Source organism: Spirosoma validum, assembly GCF_014699035.1.
GTDB lineage: Bacteria > Bacteroidota > Bacteroidia > Cytophagales > Spirosomataceae > Spirosoma > Spirosoma validum.
In genome coordinates, this window is the sequence record NZ_JACXAA010000002.1 from 773942 (window position 1) to 787937 (window position 13996).

The following is a 13996-nucleotide window of genomic DNA, read 5'->3' on the forward strand; positions in this document are numbered from 1 at the left end:
CGATGTAGCGTATCGGTTCAGACTTACCGAGCCGAATAGTTCGGTGCTTCTTTTTGAATCGAAATATCGTGCGGGTGGCTTTCGCGCGAACCCGCTGTAGTGATCTTCACAAACTTGGCTTGCTGGAGTGCCGGAATGTCGGCAGCACCACAATAACCCATACCGGCTTTCAGGCCACCGACCAACTGATACGTAATCTCCGAAACCTTCCCTTTAAACGGTACGCGTCCAACGATTCCTTCGGGAACGAGTTTTTTAATGTCGTCTTCGGCATCCTGGAAATAGCGGTCTTTCGACCCATCTTCCATCGCTTCGACTGATCCCATGCCCCGGTACGTCTTGAACCGACGCCCTTCATACAGAACCACTTCGCCGGGAGCCTCTTCGGTTCCGGCCAGCAGTGACCCGATCATGACCGTACTGGCGCCACCGGCGATTGCTTTGGTGATATCGCCCGAAAAGCGAATACCGCCGTCAGCAATGATCGGGACATCTGTACCTTGTAGGGCTTTGGCTGATTCATACACAGCGGTTAACTGCGGCATTCCGATACCGGCAATGATACGTGTCGTACAGATACTGCCTGGTCCTACGCCAACTTTGACGGCATCAGCCCCGGCATCGGCCAACGCTTTGGCGCCTTCGCCTGTCGCTACGTTGCCGGCAATGACCTGAAGTTTAGGAAACTGTTGCTTAATACTCCGTACGGCATCCAATACACCTTTGGAATGACCATGTGCCGTATCGACACTGATTACGTCGACCCCCGCTTTTACGAGTGCTGTAATACGTCGGGTAAGGTCAGGCGTTACGCCCACAGCTGCCCCAACACGAAGCCGCCCCAATTCATCTTTGCAGGCATTAGGATGGCTCTTTTTCTTCAGAATGTCTTTGTAAGTGATAAGCCCAACCAGGTGGTAATCGTCATTCACGATCGGTAATTTCTCGATGCGGTATTGTTGCAGAATGCTCTCCGCTTCTTCCAGCGTTAGACCTTCACGTGCGGTAATGAGCTTTTCGCGGGTCATTACGTCCGTAACAGGTTTTGACAGGTCATTCTGGAAGCGCAGGTCGCGGTTGGTCAGGATGCCGACTAGCTTGCCGGAATGATCAACGACTGGAATCCCGCCAATTTTAGATTCCCGCATAATCTTATGAGCGTCGCCTAACGTAGCGGATTCGAGGAGCGTAATGGGATCGATGATCATCCCACTTTCCGAACGTTTAACCTTGCGGACCTGATCGGCCTGAGCCTCAACGCTCATATTCTTGTGAATAATGCCGATGCCGCCTTCCTGTGCCATCGCAATGGCCAGATCGGATTCTGTAACCGTATCCATGGCCGCCGAAATCAGCGGAATGTTCAATCGGATCGTTCGGGTAAGCTGGGTAGTTGTTTGCGTATCGCGGGGAAGTACCTCCGAGTAGGCAGGTAAGAGCAGTACGTCGTCGTAGGTGAGAGCCTCGTAAAGAAACTTACTGGTATCTAAGCTCATGAGCAAATAGCAGGTTGTGTTATTTGCCGGGTAAAATTACGAAAAAAACTGAATTGTACGGACGTTCCCACAGGATTTTATGGAAGATTGAAAAGATTTACATGACGAACATTGAGTCGCTTGCTAATCTTTTTGATCATCATAAAACCTGCGCGAAGGTCTATACGGATCAGATTACTTCACCTCAATACTGATCGACTTGCCGTCATTCCCAACGGTAAACTGACAATCGCTGAATTTAGGAGCCGACATTTTAGGTCGAAAGTTGTTGCTGAAGCCATACGGTTCTTTCGGAATACCAAACATGCCTTTGTCCATTTTGCCATTCGCATTTTCATCGTGAAAAACCGCCACAGCATATTCGCCTGGCTCGACAGAAAAAGTTGTCTGAACACTATGACTGTTAGCATCCACCTTTTTTCCTTCGGTTGCTTTCCCACTGGGAAACTCAGTTCCTGACTTGAACAGCGCAATAAAGACGGAGCCTTTCAAGGTCTTAATATTTTGAATGTCAACCTTCAGGTTAGCTTTTTTGGGTGACGAGGGAACGTTGCCATCAGTCAGAAACAGATTGAGAATTAAAAGCAAATAGAACATATACACTGAGTTTTTCTAAAAACGGATTTATCTTGCAACTATGATCGCTCAACCGCCCCCGTCAACCGTGAAACGCTGGACAACAAAACCCTTCCCCGATTCGGCCGAACAACGGATAGCGATTGAGTCATTAACTCAGTCGCTGGGCATTAGTTCATTTTTGGCGGCTCTGCTCGTTCAGCGTGACGTAACAACCTACGAGGAAGCGCGTTCGTTCTTCCGACCCGAAACGGGACACCTGCACGATCCTTTCGCCATGAAGGATATGGATCGGGCTATCGAGCGATTGCTACGGGCGATGCGTCCCGAACGGCAGGAAAAGATTCTGATCTATGGCGATTATGATGTAGACGGCACTACGTCGGTAGCGTTGGTCTATAGCTTTCTGAAAAACTATCATTCAGCGATCGACTATTACATTCCAGACCGGTACAAGGAAGGCTATGGTATCTCGCGGCAGGGAATTGAATGGGCAGCTGAAAATGGTTTTTCCCTGATTATCGCCCTTGACTGCGGCATTAAATCCATTGACCGGGTGGCTGAAGCGAAAGCCCTCGGTGTCGATTTCATTATCTGCGACCACCACCGCCCCGGAACGGAACTGCCCGATGCTGCAGCCGTGCTGGACCCGAAACGCGAAGATTGCCAGTATCCTTATAAAGAATTGAGTGGGTGCGGGGTTGGCTTCAAGTTGTTACAGGCATTCTGCATCGAGAAAAACATTGAGCTGCAGCAATTATACCCGCACCTTGATCTGGTGGCTGTTAGCATTGCATCGGACATTGTGCCGCTGACGGGTGAGAATCGGGTACTGGCCTTTTATGGCTTAAAATACCTTAATTCGACGCCACGTACTGGGCTAAAAGCGTTAATCAAAGTAGCAGGTTTTTCGCGGGAGCTGGACATCACGAATCTGGTATTTGGTCTGGGACCACGTATCAACGCTGCCGGACGGATTCAGCACGCCAAAGCGGCAGTTCAGTTGCTATTGGCCGAATCGGAAGAAGAAGCGGATACGTTCGCTATGGCGATTAACAAGCACAACAATAGCCGACGTGAGTTCGATTCCAGCATTACGGAACAGGCACTGACTATGATTCGGGAAAGCGATACGCTGACTCGTGCCAAAAGTACTGTGCTGTTCGATGCCAGTTGGCACAAAGGGGTGATTGGAATTGTAGCGTCGCGGTGTATTGAGCATTTTCACCGACCAACCATTATCCTGACGCAATCCAACGACAAAGCGGCTGGGTCAGCACGGTCGGTGCCGGGTTTTGATGTGTACGAAGCTATTGAAGAGTGTGCTGATCTATTGGAACAATTCGGCGGGCACACGTTTGCGGCTGGCATGACCATGCCTGTTAACAATATCGATGCGTTCCGACAGAAGTTCGAGGAAGTTGTCTCGCGTAAGATCAAGGAAGAACACCTTACCCCGCTGATCGACATCGACCTCCCGCTTGATTTTAGCGAGATCAGCGATAAGCTCGTCCGGATCGTTAAACAGATGGGACCTTTTGGACCGCACAATATGCAACCGACGTTTATGACGGAGGATGTGTATCTGGTCAGTGAACCGATTATCATGAAGGAAAAGCATCTGAAAATCAATGTACGGCAGAGCAGATCAGGCCATACGCTGACAGCGGTTGGTTTTGGCCTTGCCCACATTGCTGATCAGCTTCGGCCGGGTAAACCCTTCTCGATTTGCTATCAGGTCGAGCAGAATTTTTTCAACGGAAATGTCTCCCTGCAGTTGATGCTGAAGGATGTGAAAGTTTAGTTGTTGGTAACAGCCGTAGGAAACTGGAACCGGGGCTATCGTTCAATCAACCCACTTTGAAGAACTCATCATCGTAAGCCTGACAATACGTCGTATAATCTGCTTTGACCTGCCGAGCGTATGCGTATGCATAGTCTATTAACAGCTGTTGCCAGGCATCGAGGTCCAGGCCGAAAGCAATCAGCTCGTCTGCAATGGCTGATCCCTGTCGGCCACTACTACGCAGATGACTCCACGCGCACAACTGACCCATGGTGGCGATCAGTGACTCTACCTTCTTATGTTTGCCAATCAATCCGGCCAGGGTTATTTTGTCTTCGATAGGCTGAAGTTCCCGCAAAACGTACGACCCGTTTGGTAAAGTCAGCGGGTAGAGAAGCGCCGGAGAGGCTGCCTGCATTCGTTTCTGAACCTCTACAACACGTTCGGCCTCGTTGGACCAGTATGGTTGCCGACTGGCTAAACGCATTTGGAGTGTTGATGGGAGGGCTCGCTTCACATCCAGCAGAAACTGCTTTCCTGGTTTAAGGGAATGACCAACCAGCACAATAAACCGATCGATGCCCAGGCTACCCGTACCAACTACCCGATGCGCTACGTCCAGTACGTTGAAAAAGTCTGGATCTGGCTGCCCCTCTGCCCAGTTGGTCAGCAACGAAGCAATCTGTGTTTTGGTGTCTTCGTCGATCGGGCGAACGTGCAAATTGCTTTTTTTGAAGCGGATGTGGTGTTTCCTGTACGTAACAAATCGCTTCAGAAACGGGCGTCTTTTGCGAAACTGGACCGAGCGTAGGAAGTGCCGGATGATGCCTGTTGCTGTCTCCTGCTCCAACGGGCGGATATAACCGAGAGAAAGGGTTGATGCATAGCTGATTATCAGTTTTTTAGCCAGATGGTCTACCTCAGCAGCATTTAGGTTCAGTGAATCGGCCGCAACGTATACGCTACAGGTCAGGCGAGCCAGATCGGCCAGATTCGGGGCCAGAATACATTCATCGAAATCGTTCAGATCAAAATAAGGAACGCGGTTGTCGGCTTTGAATGAACCGAAATTCTCGATATGCAGATCTCCGACATTCCAGGTTTGTGGCGATTCCCAGATAAACGATGTCGCCGGAATATCGTTGTTGAACAGATGGCTTGTCCCTCGAAAAAAGCGAAAAGCACTTTCACGCATGGCCGAATACTTACCTGTAAGCAGCGCTGGGTTACGATCGGAATTGAATGATAGAATACGCTCGGGAACGGACGAAGTCGTCATGGCATTAATAATTGTTAATTAGGGGCATTCGGGTGGCGTTACGGCCAGAAATAGTTGGCAGACGCCCGGATAAGGCCGAACTTTGCTGAAATAACAAAACAAAATGATTCTCAGAACTGAAAATTTGATTAAAAAATACGGATCACGGCTGGTCAACAACAACGTATCGTACCAGGTTGAAACGGGCGAAATTGTTGGACTGCTGGGACCAAACGGTGCCGGAAAAACTACTTCGTTTTACATGGCTGTTGGTTTGGTGAAACCCAACAGTGGTAAGGTGTTTATCGACGATAAGGACGTAACGGATCTACCAATGTACAAACGGGCCCGACTCGGCCTGGGTTATCTGGCGCAGGAAGCCTCGGTTTTTCGCGATTTAACGGTCGAGGAGAACGTACTGGCCGTATTGGAACTGAGCGATACACCGAAGCAGGAGCGTAAAGCCAAAGTGGAAGAATTACTGGAAGAGTTTAGTTTAACGCACGTTCGGAAAAGCAAGGGTAAAGTGCTTTCCGGGGGTGAGCGCCGACGTACCGAAATTGCCCGCGCGCTGGCCGTTGACCCAAAATTCATTCTTCTGGATGAGCCGTTTGCTGGCGTTGACCCAATTGCCGTAGAGGATATTCAGAGCATCGTAGCTAAGCTCAAACACCGTAACATCGGCATTCTCATTACGGACCACAACGTAAACGAAACCCTCTCGATTACCGACCGGGCTTATTTGTTATTTGAAGGGAAGATTCTGAAGCAAGGTACCGCCGAAGAACTAGCCAGTGACGAACAGGTTCGACGGCTGTATCTGGGCCAGCATTTTGAGTTGAAGCGGAAGATTTAACGTAGTACCGTGACGGTTGGCCGTGAAAGAAACCATTCTATACAGATCAAAAGGTGTCTACTTTTGACTATGGAATTTTTGACAGCTTCAACTCTGCTGCGGTGTGTTATTTTGCAAGTTGATATTCCTTTATTAAGCTTGAAGCCGACAAATGGAGTGCATCAGTAAGATTCCGAATCATTTCTACCGTCAATTTTCGTTTGCGATTAAGCACTTCCGAAACCCGACTTTTACCACCAATGATACCCACCAGGTCCTGTTGTTTCAAATCCATTTCTTCTAACCGAATCTTGATAGCTTCAATTGGGTCAGGGGCTTCGATGGTATAATGTTCGTTTTCGTAGCTGTCGATTAACAGACTCAACAATTCGGCTTCATCGCCTTCGGGTGTATCAGCAGATGCATCGAAAATTTCGTCAAGTCGTTTTAGCGCTTGCTCGTAATCAGCCTCTGTTTTTATTGGTTTAATGTCCATACAAAGAATTTGAAGTTTACACCGTTTCAGCATCTACTTTGTCGTATTCGGCATGAGTACCCACAAAACGGATGAATGCCCATTGTCGCTGATAATTAAATTTCACAATCAGCCGATAATCATTGCCTTTGATATTAAACACGACTCTATTCCCAGCAACGATGCTGGCATTAGCATATGTGTTCTTGATATCGTTTGGACTTTTCCAATTAGCCTGTTTAGCTGTTTCATACCAAGTCTTTAAGTACTGCTCAGCGTTGGAATGCTTTTCCCAAAATTCTTTGAGCGTTCGCTTTGCAATGATTCGTTTCATTGCAGCAATAATAAGGCACGAAGGGGATTTTTAGTTCTCGAAATGGGAACTTTTTCTGTTTTATCCTAAAACCTCCCGCAATACCGGCAGCGATTTTACTTCGCCGATTGAATCAATGTGAATTTGATAATAGGCCACCAAGGCGTCAAGCAGTTCGTTACGTGCTGACCGGCTCAGTTTGATAGGGGTTCCGAGCGGTTGACGTAGCATAATGTTGAGTGCCGTTTCCATTTCATTGTCGGGTAGAAATGGATAGGAGTTTTCGCGAAGCTGATTCTCAAACTCGCGGGCTGATTCGGGGCCGAAACCCAGGAAAAACGATAGTTTTAACAAAAAGGCAAGGTGAAAATTCTCATAGTTCGAATGAGCATTTTCCAGAAATAAAACCGAGTTTACCAGGAAGCGAAAAAGGGTCGGATTATTGGCTTCCTCTTTCAGTACTTTATTTAAAAATTCCGTCACGAACATGGCAATGGTCGATTTAGTAACCTCGAACGGCAAGCTCTGAAACGGATGGCTGGTTTTCATTTCCGACAATCGGTGCAGATCGCGGTCGGGCTTGTTATAAACGACCATGTCAAGCAACGTTAACGGCTGAAATAGAGCGATTTTGTTGTTCTTACTCCGGGCCGTGCGAACACTATTGACCAGATAGCTTTGTAACCCAAACTCTTCGGTATAGATGCGGGCAATGATAGACGTTTCGCGGTAACGGATATAACTGAGGGCTATTCCCTGCGTTTTTTGCAGCATGTTTATTCAACCGCCGAAGCGGTAATACGTAAGCCTACTAAGTTAATTCTTTTTCCACAAATTCCCGGCTAAATTCCCGAATCTCGTTACGTACCTCCCGATAGAGAGCCAGTATCAGATCTGGATCTCCACCCGCTTTCGAAGGATCTGAAAAATTTTGGTGAATTCGATTTGTTTTGCCTGTCCAGACCGGGCAACGCTCGCTTGCATGATCACAAACGGTGATGACGTAGTCAATAGGTAGGTGAGCGTATTCGTCTGCCAGGTTCGAGGTGTGATGACTAATGTCAATGCCGTCTTCGGCCATAATCTGAACGGCTTTCGGGTTAAGTCCGTGTGTTTCGACGCCTGCGCTCAACACGTCGGCCCGATCACCAGCAAATTTCTGTAAATAGCCGTGAGCCATCTGGCTACGTGTTGAATTCCCTGTGCAGAGAACCAGAATTCGTTTCATGTATCAACGTGTTTGTTTCATACCAATAGCCGACGATAAGCAACGTTCGCTACGCTGCTACGTTTGCTGAATACGCGTAAATGCTTCAATGCAGTTGACCAGCAGCTTCGGTTCTTAGGCGAAATTATTTTTAAAGGTTACTATCCGTTAATCAGCTTCTCCAAACAGGAATACCCGTCTGGAGAAGCTGTCAGTCTAGCAGCAATCGTCCTCACAACAGCATTCACCATTGTCAGTGCAGCAATCGTCGATTTCACAGCAATCCGATGTTTCCATGATTCTTTGTGTTTAACGTGAACAAATATATACGTGCTTCGAAGCCAAATCAAGATCCATCGTAATATTGCGATGAATAGGTACAAAAAAATTTAACAGCAACTCCGTTCAATAGGCTGACTCATAAATCCAGCAAACAACTGCCTGGACTCTTCCCAAACCGTTTCGTTAATACAGTAGCACACGCGGGGTGGATCAATATCCCCTTTGATAATACCGATGCGTTTGAGTTCTTTCAGGTGCTGTGATACAGTAGCCTGAGCCAGTGGAAGTTCGTCGACCAGATCACCACAGACGCAGGTATTGCGTTCAACCAGAAGTTGCAGAATAGCAACACGGGCCGGATGCGCAAACGCTTTGGCCAACTCGGCGATTCGGTTCTCCTGATCCGTAAATATTTCAGTTTTCGTTAAGCCCATCGCTATTTTTTGATTCTCATCGTAATATTACGATAAAGTAAAAATAGACGCAAGTTTTCTTTACAAAATGTATCCTCCTAGATTTTATGAAACTGTACAAAACCAATTCCGGCTTCGTTGTTGAATTCCAAAACCAATTTTATTCCGTTCCAGATATCGATTGGGATGCGTTAGTCAACCGGGACGATCTATATGATTTTCTGCACCAGCTAACTACATCAACCGATCCATTCACAGAGGGCCAGACCTGGATTCAAACGGGCTTACTGGCACCCATTGGTCGACAGGAAGTATGGGCGTCGGGTGTTACGTACCTGCGTAGCCGGAATGCGCGGATGGAAGAATCCAAAAAATCAGGAGGAGATAATTTTTATGATCGGGTTTACGATGCCGAACGGCCTGAACTATTTTTCAAAGCCACGCCAGAGCGCGTAGTAGGACCGGGAGCGAATGTTCGCATCCGGGCTGACTCAACCTGGAATGTACCCGAGCCGGAATTAACGTTATTCATTACGTCGTCGGGCAAAATTGTGGGGTACACCTGCGGCAATGACATGAGTTCGCGGAGTATCGAAGGCGAGAATCCACTGTATTTGCCCCAGGCTAAGTCGTATGACGGAAGCGCAGCACTTGGCCCTTGTCTCTACGTCCCAGAAACGCCTGTTTCGCCCGATACGATGATTAAACTGGAAATCATTCGTGATCAGCAGGCTGCGTTTACAAACAGCATCGCCATCAGTCAGATGAAGCGGCAGCATACGGAGCTGGTGGAATTCCTGTTCCGCGAGTGCTCGTTTGCCAACGGCTGCTACCTGATGACCGGCACCGGCATTGTTCCGTCTGACGATTTCACGCTACGTTCCGGCGATGAAATCAGTATCACCATTGATGGTATTGGAACACTAACCAATACCGTCGGCTAGCAGTCTATCAATCAGGTGAGTCCCAGCGAATCTTTGTGCGATTTGCCCGCCCGTCGGCAGGCGTCGCTGCAATAAACGACCTGCTCCCAGTCGCGCTCCCATTTCTTTCGCCAGCTAAACGGGCGGTTGCAAACGGGGCAGATCTTGGTGGGCAGGTTCTGTTTTTTTTGCATCTTCATACGTCTAAAACGTAGGCTTTGATTAGGAAGTTTGTTCTGATCCTGCCTAGTTTCTGATGGCTATACGTTCGATCTGCTGATCAGGCAATTAGGCCGAAATTACTTTGATACCTGATTGAACCTGAACTACTTTTTCGCGTAGCGATTCGAGTGAATCGTCCATAACCGTTACGTGGCCCATTTTGCGAAAGGGCTTGGTGATGGCTTTGCCGTAAAAAAATGGGAAAACGCCCGGCATACCCAATAGATTTTCCAGGCCTTCGTATACCGCCGGACCCGTATGACCGTCTTCGCCAAGCAAATTCACCATAGCCGCTGGCTGATAAGCCGACGTATCGCCAAGTGGATAATTGAGGATGGCGCGCCAGTGTTGTTCAAACTGTGACGTTATGTTGGCCCGGATCGTGTGATGACCGCTGTTGTGCGGACGCGGAGCTACTTCATTGATTAATACGTTGCCGTGTTTGTCCAGAAACAATTCGACCGCCAACAGGCCCACTATGCCAAAGGCATCGGCCGTTCGGCGGGCAATGTCCTGCGCCTGCTGATTGATTTCGGCTGAGATTACCGCGGGAGCGAAAAGGTATTCGACTAAGTTTAATTCGGGATGAAACACCATTTCAACCGTCGGAAATGTCTGGGTCTCACCTCGTTCGTTTCGAGCGACGATGACCGCCAACTCTTTCTCAAAATCAACCGCTTTTTCCAGAACGCCCGGCGCGTCGAACGCTTTACCCACGTCGGCGACGGATGTGATCCGTTGCACCCCACGACCATCGTAGCCATCCCGGCCCAGCTTGTGAAAAGCAGGCAGAAAGTCGGGTTGCTGGATTTCCACTAACGCTACGTCGGCGCGGGTTTCAGTCAGGATAAAGTCGGCCGTGGGTAGGTTATGATCACGGTAAAATTGTTTCTGGAGCCGTTTGTCCTGAATGATACGGATAACGGAAGGTTGGGGAAATACCCGCTTCCCTTCGCGTTCGAGGGCTTCGAGGGCTTCGACGTTGACACGCTCAATTTCAATGGTCAATACATCGACAGTCTGACCGAACTGGTAAACTGTATCGTAATCGGTTAGAGAACCCTGCGTAAACTGCGTGCAAAGGTGGCGGCAGGGAGCTTCAGCATCAGGATCAAGAATATGAACGCGGATGTTCCAGTCGATGGCGGCTTGAAGAAGCATCAGGCCAAGCTGGCCCCCGCCGAGTATACCAATTGTAGGTGTCAAAATGAGCGAACGAAAGAGTGAAAAAGCGCACGAAATTAATTATTCGCTCGTTCAGTCCTTCGCTCGTTCACTCTTTTTCTAATCTCTCCGGCTGATATCCGAGCCACCGGATTTGCTTTTCGATAGCACTTTGGCCGAACCGTAGTAATAAATATCAGAACCGCCCGATGCCTGCATACTCAATTCCTGCGATGCATTGACGTAAACATCAGATCCGCCCGATGAATTGGCCCGGCAAACTTCGACGGTTAATTTGCGAGCATCGAGGTCAGCACCTCCCGAACCGTTCGCGTTGAGCGTCCGGGCCGATCCCTCCAGAATGGCATCGGCACCACCGGACGCTTCCACATTTAGCTTGTTCGCTTTTAGGGTCAGTTTTATATCAGAGCCACCCGAAGCGTCTACGTTCAGATCGTTGAATGACAACGTCCCCTGTCCGAAAACATCCGCTCCGCCCGACGCCTGTAAATTCGATAACTGCTTGAACGTCAGATAAGCTTTTACGTAATTACTCCGGCCTAAATTCCAGTTCATGAATCCTTTACGGTCGATATACAGTTTTAGAACACCGTTTTTTATCTCCGATTTCACTTCCTCTTCGTCAATGCCTTTTACGTCTAACGTAAGCTTTTCAGAATTACCCTGGGTCAGATACACGTCAATACCGCTACTTACGCTTAAGCCCGTGAAGCCCGAAACGGCGCGATCTTTTTTCCAATCGTTGCTGGCTGAGTTAACGCCTGCTGTGAGCATTATGACTGAGATAAGAAGTGCTTTCATCCGTACAGATAATTTTAGGTTTATAGTGAAGATGATAAACAGTGTTGCTACGTTGCATAGTGAACAAAAAAAGGTGTCCGATTTCAGCAGTAGCTTTGTCCGGTAACGGACGCTTTACGTTTCTAACTGTCAGTAACTGGCTACAAATCAGCAGACTTGTGAATCTGGCACGGCGCTTGACTAAATTAAGCCAGCATGGCATTGAGATCAAGATTGAGGACTTCGGAAAACGATGTTTGGGTCATTAAACCCGCATCGCCTTTGCGGTAACGGAACCAATGCTCAGTTTTGTAATCATAAACGAAACCTTCGAGAATGCCATATTCATCTTCATCAACTAACCGAATCACTTTGTTGATATCTCGCTTCAGCCCTTTGGTATGGCATACTTCAATAATAATAGGTGTCTGATCGGATGCATTATTAGAAAGAATTACGTCAGGAGTTGGACTGGCTTGGCCTTCGTCAAGCATTGTTTCGGGTAACGGTTCAAGAGAAATGGCTTTCGCGTCATAGTAAAGCGTACCAAGCCGGGTAGTTAATTTGGAGATGATACGTTGGTGGTCACGGGGGCCATAAACGGCCATATCTTCCCGAAAAATCAAGTCGTCGCTGGTGCCGGGTATATACATGTTAATGAAGCAGTAAGTTGTAAAAACGATAGAATTTCAAAAGTAACCAATTATGATTCAACTCCGCAACGTCTCCAAGTTCTACCCCGCCGGGTTTGGCCGGGTCTATGTGCTGCGTAACATTAACCTCGATATCGCTCAAGGCGAATTTGTGTCGATCATGGGGCCATCCGGCTCAGGTAAGTCTACGCTGCTGCACATTCTGGGTTTGCTCGAAGAGCCTTCCGAAGGCGAGTATTTTTTTGATGATCAGCCCGTTCAGAAACTATCTGAAAAAAGACGTACTGAACTCCACCGTACCCGAATCGGCTTCGTATTTCAGGCGTATCATTTAATCGATGAGCTGACGGTATACGAAAACATCGAGACACCTTTGCTTTATAAAGGACTTAGCGGTTCCGAACGGAAAAGTCGTGTAGCCGAACTCTTGGATCGCTTCAACATGGTCGCTAAGAAAGATTTGTTTCCTGCGCAATTATCGGGTGGGCAGCAGCAATTGGTTGGTATCGCACGGGCGTTGGCCGCTGAGCCTACGGTTATTTTCGCCGATGAACCAACGGGTAATCTGCACTCCGATCAGGCCCGTGACATCATGGAATTGTTCCGCGAACTGAACCAGAAAGACGGCGTAACGATCGTGCAGGTAACTCACTCTGAAGTCAACGCTGAATATGGCTCGCGGGTAATCCGGCTAAAAGATGGCTGGCTGGAAGAACCTTCAGCGATGAAGCTCAGCGAAGAGGGAGTTAAGTAGTTTTTCTGCATCAATGGATGAAGAGGTATTCTCGTCGATACGTATATTATTCACGTAGCGTAACCACTGAATTCCCATTACATTGGCGCAAAAGATAGCTTCAGCCTTCGAAAACACCGCTGGTTGGTATAATCCTTCGCTTACGGAAATACCAACTGTAGGCGCTAGTCGCACGAGTTGTTGCCGAATGATGCCGTTAATACAACCTGTCTGGAGCGAAGGAGTGTGCAGCGTTTGATCGAAAAACCAGAATAGGTTCGATGCCAGACATTCCGCCACGTTTCCTTCCGTATCGAGTAAGATAATGTCGTTAAGGCTATGTTGCTCTTTGTATAGACCTGCCAGTACGTAGGGGAGAGCGTTCAGGGTCTTAAAGGCTGAAACCGGGGAGAGCGATAAGCGAAAGGCATTATAAACGGCTACTCTGGCTTTTTCTGTAATCGAAAAATCCGGACCAGATTGAGCCGTAATAAGTATATTGGTGGTGTTTACGGTAGGAGTATAAAGGCCTCCTGGTTGGCGCCAAACCTGAATTTTAACGCGAGCAGACTGATGCGTGAGTTCGTTTGCCGAAAGAAGTTGTAAAATGCATTGATAAACCGTTTCAGCCGTAAATCCGGTAGGCCGAATAAGCTGCAGTGCCGCCATACCGGCTGACAATCGGGCGAAGTGGTCAGCCCAGAACCAAAGCTGACCGTTTGCGTAGCGAATGGTTTCAAACAACCCGTCGCCATATTGAAAAGCCCGGTCGTTCGCTGAAAGTTGAAAAGTAGTCTCAGGAAGTATATCCGAATTATAAACCAGAAACATGCTTAGTTTGCGCCGTTTATCCAAAAAC

The 13996-nt window shown here is 48.1% G+C and carries 17 protein-coding genes; 4 read left to right on the forward strand and 13 right to left on the reverse strand.

The features are described 5' to 3' along the window. Nucleotides 1-23: 23 nt before the first annotated feature. Together guaB and IC230_RS08060 are read right to left on the reverse strand one after the other, a co-directional pair. Entirely contained in the window at nt 24-1496 is a 1473-nt protein-coding gene (guaB, locus tag IC230_RS08055; RefSeq protein WP_191038455.1) for an IMP dehydrogenase, read from the reverse strand. A gap of 174 nt (nt 1497-1670) precedes the next feature. Then, nucleotides 1671-2093 (reverse strand): DUF2141 domain-containing protein, encoded by a 423-nt coding sequence (locus IC230_RS08060; RefSeq protein WP_191038456.1) that lies wholly within the window; start codon nt 2091-2093, stop codon nt 1671-1673. Between the two features lie 40 nt (nt 2094-2133). On the opposite strand from IC230_RS08060, the gene recJ reads away from it, so the two are divergent. Continuing rightward, nucleotides 2134-3876, forward strand: coding sequence for a single-stranded-DNA-specific exonuclease RecJ (recJ, locus tag IC230_RS08065; RefSeq protein WP_191038457.1), 1743 nt, complete (start codon nt 2134-2136; stop codon nt 3874-3876). 46 nt (nt 3877-3922) lie between these two features. Here recJ and IC230_RS08070 read toward each other — a convergent pair whose 3' ends face one another. Then, on the reverse strand, nt 3923-5137 hold the full coding sequence (locus IC230_RS08070; RefSeq protein ID WP_191038458.1) for a DUF2252 domain-containing protein: 1215 nt from the start codon (nt 5135-5137) through the stop codon (nt 3923-3925). A 103-nt stretch (nt 5138-5240) separates the two neighbouring features. On the opposite strand from IC230_RS08070, the gene lptB reads away from it, so the two are divergent. Continuing rightward, nucleotides 5241-5972 carry an LPS export ABC transporter ATP-binding protein gene (gene lptB / locus IC230_RS08075; RefSeq protein ID WP_191038459.1) on the forward strand — a complete coding sequence of 244 codons (732 nt, stop codon included), beginning with the start codon at nt 5241-5243 and terminating at the stop codon, nt 5970-5972. Nucleotides 5973-6078: 106 nt separating this feature from the next. On the opposite strand, the gene IC230_RS08080 is transcribed toward lptB, so the two are convergent. The 5 genes from IC230_RS08080 to IC230_RS08100 all read right to left on the reverse strand — a co-directional run bounded on the left by IC230_RS08080 (nt 6079) and on the right by IC230_RS08100 (nt 8662). Further along, entirely contained in the window at nt 6079-6447 is a 369-nt protein-coding gene (locus IC230_RS08080; RefSeq protein WP_191038460.1) for a helix-turn-helix domain-containing protein, read from the reverse strand. A 16-nt stretch (nt 6448-6463) separates the two neighbouring features. Continuing rightward, complete coding sequence (locus IC230_RS08085) at nt 6464-6760, reverse strand: type II toxin-antitoxin system HigB family toxin (protein WP_191038461.1); 297 nt, start codon at nt 6758-6760, stop codon at nt 6464-6466. A 60-nt stretch (nt 6761-6820) separates the two neighbouring features. After that, a complete protein-coding gene (recO, locus tag IC230_RS08090; RefSeq protein ID WP_191038462.1) occupies nt 6821-7513 on the reverse strand; it encodes a DNA repair protein RecO in 693 nt (230 codons plus the stop codon). 37 nt (nt 7514-7550) lie between these two features. Continuing rightward, nucleotides 7551-7967, reverse strand: coding sequence for an arsenate reductase ArsC (locus IC230_RS08095; RefSeq protein ID WP_191038463.1), 417 nt, complete (start codon nt 7965-7967; stop codon nt 7551-7553). 368 nt (nt 7968-8335) lie between these two features. After that, a complete protein-coding gene (locus tag IC230_RS08100) occupies nt 8336-8662 on the reverse strand; it encodes an ArsR/SmtB family transcription factor (RefSeq protein ID WP_191038464.1) in 327 nt (108 codons plus the stop codon). Nucleotides 8663-8748: 86 nt separating this feature from the next. Between IC230_RS08100 and IC230_RS08105 the strand changes: the two genes are divergently transcribed. Continuing rightward, a complete protein-coding gene (locus IC230_RS08105) occupies nt 8749-9585 on the forward strand; it encodes a fumarylacetoacetate hydrolase family protein (RefSeq protein WP_191038465.1) in 837 nt (278 codons plus the stop codon). Nucleotides 9586-9596: 11 nt separating this feature from the next. Here the strand turns inward: IC230_RS08105 and IC230_RS08110 are convergent, their stop codons facing one another. From IC230_RS08110 to IC230_RS08125, 4 genes are all read right to left on the reverse strand, one after another. Further along, the gene (locus IC230_RS08110) at nt 9597-9764 is read right to left on the reverse strand and encodes a DUF2256 domain-containing protein (protein WP_223860424.1); all 168 of its coding nucleotides are present in this window, start codon (nt 9762-9764) and stop codon (nt 9597-9599) included. Nucleotides 9765-9852: 88 nt separating this feature from the next. Beyond that, entirely contained in the window at nt 9853-10992 is a 1140-nt protein-coding gene (locus tag IC230_RS08115) for a 5-(carboxyamino)imidazole ribonucleotide synthase (RefSeq protein ID WP_191038466.1), read from the reverse strand. Between the two features lie 78 nt (nt 10993-11070). Further along, on the reverse strand, nt 11071-11772 hold the full coding sequence (locus tag IC230_RS08120) for a head GIN domain-containing protein (RefSeq protein ID WP_191038467.1): 702 nt from the start codon (nt 11770-11772) through the stop codon (nt 11071-11073). Nucleotides 11773-11957: 185 nt separating this feature from the next. Beyond that, nucleotides 11958-12404 (reverse strand): hypothetical protein, encoded by a 447-nt coding sequence (locus IC230_RS08125; protein ID WP_191038468.1) that lies wholly within the window; start codon nt 12402-12404, stop codon nt 11958-11960. Nucleotides 12405-12456: 52 nt separating this feature from the next. Here IC230_RS08125 and IC230_RS08130 point away from each other — a divergent pair, with 52 nt between their 5' ends. Further along, entirely contained in the window at nt 12457-13158 is a 702-nt protein-coding gene (locus IC230_RS08130; RefSeq protein WP_191038469.1) for an ABC transporter ATP-binding protein, read from the forward strand. Here the strand turns inward: IC230_RS08130 and IC230_RS08135 are convergent. Further along, a complete protein-coding gene (locus IC230_RS08135) occupies nt 13123-13992 on the reverse strand; it encodes an aminotransferase class IV (protein ID WP_223860426.1) in 870 nt (289 codons plus the stop codon). The genes IC230_RS08130 and IC230_RS08135 overlap by 36 nt on opposite strands. Between the last annotated feature and the right edge of the window lie 4 nt (nt 13993-13996).

Excerpts from the sequence above, each read along its gene's own strand:
- recJ (WP_191038457.1), top strand. The coding sequence starts at position 2,134 with ATGATCGCTCAACCGCCCCCGTCAACCGTGAAACGCTGGACAACAAAA.
- guaB (WP_191038455.1), bottom strand. The coding sequence starts at position 1,496 with ATGAGCTTAGATACCAGTAAGTTTCTTTACGAGGCTCTCACCTACGAC.
- IC230_RS08070 (WP_191038458.1), bottom strand. The coding sequence starts at position 5,137 with ATGACGACTTCGTCCGTTCCCGAGCGTATTCTATCATTCAATTCCGAT.
- IC230_RS08105 (WP_191038465.1), top strand. The coding sequence starts at position 8,749 with ATGAAACTGTACAAAACCAATTCCGGCTTCGTTGTTGAATTCCAAAAC.
- IC230_RS08120 (WP_191038467.1), bottom strand. The coding sequence starts at position 11,772 with ATGAAAGCACTTCTTATCTCAGTCATAATGCTCACAGCAGGCGTTAAC.
- IC230_RS08100 (WP_191038464.1), bottom strand. The coding sequence starts at position 8,662 with ATGGGCTTAACGAAAACTGAAATATTTACGGATCAGGAGAACCGAATC.
- IC230_RS08110 (WP_223860424.1), bottom strand. The coding sequence starts at position 9,764 with ATGAAGATGCAAAAAAAACAGAACCTGCCCACCAAGATCTGCCCCGTT.
- IC230_RS08080 (WP_191038460.1), bottom strand. The coding sequence starts at position 6,447 with ATGGACATTAAACCAATAAAAACAGAGGCTGATTACGAGCAAGCGCTA.
- lptB (WP_191038459.1), top strand. The coding sequence starts at position 5,241 with ATGATTCTCAGAACTGAAAATTTGATTAAAAAATACGGATCACGGCTG.
- IC230_RS08130 (WP_191038469.1), top strand. The coding sequence starts at position 12,457 with ATGATTCAACTCCGCAACGTCTCCAAGTTCTACCCCGCCGGGTTTGGC.
- IC230_RS08085 (WP_191038461.1), bottom strand. The coding sequence starts at position 6,760 with ATGAAACGAATCATTGCAAAGCGAACGCTCAAAGAATTTTGGGAAAAG.
- IC230_RS08125 (WP_191038468.1), bottom strand. The coding sequence starts at position 12,404 with ATGTATATACCCGGCACCAGCGACGACTTGATTTTTCGGGAAGATATG.
- IC230_RS08095 (WP_191038463.1), bottom strand. The coding sequence starts at position 7,967 with ATGAAACGAATTCTGGTTCTCTGCACAGGGAATTCAACACGTAGCCAG.
- IC230_RS08060 (WP_191038456.1), bottom strand. The coding sequence starts at position 2,093 with ATGTTCTATTTGCTTTTAATTCTCAATCTGTTTCTGACTGATGGCAAC.
- recO (WP_191038462.1), bottom strand. The coding sequence starts at position 7,513 with ATGCTGCAAAAAACGCAGGGAATAGCCCTCAGTTATATCCGTTACCGC.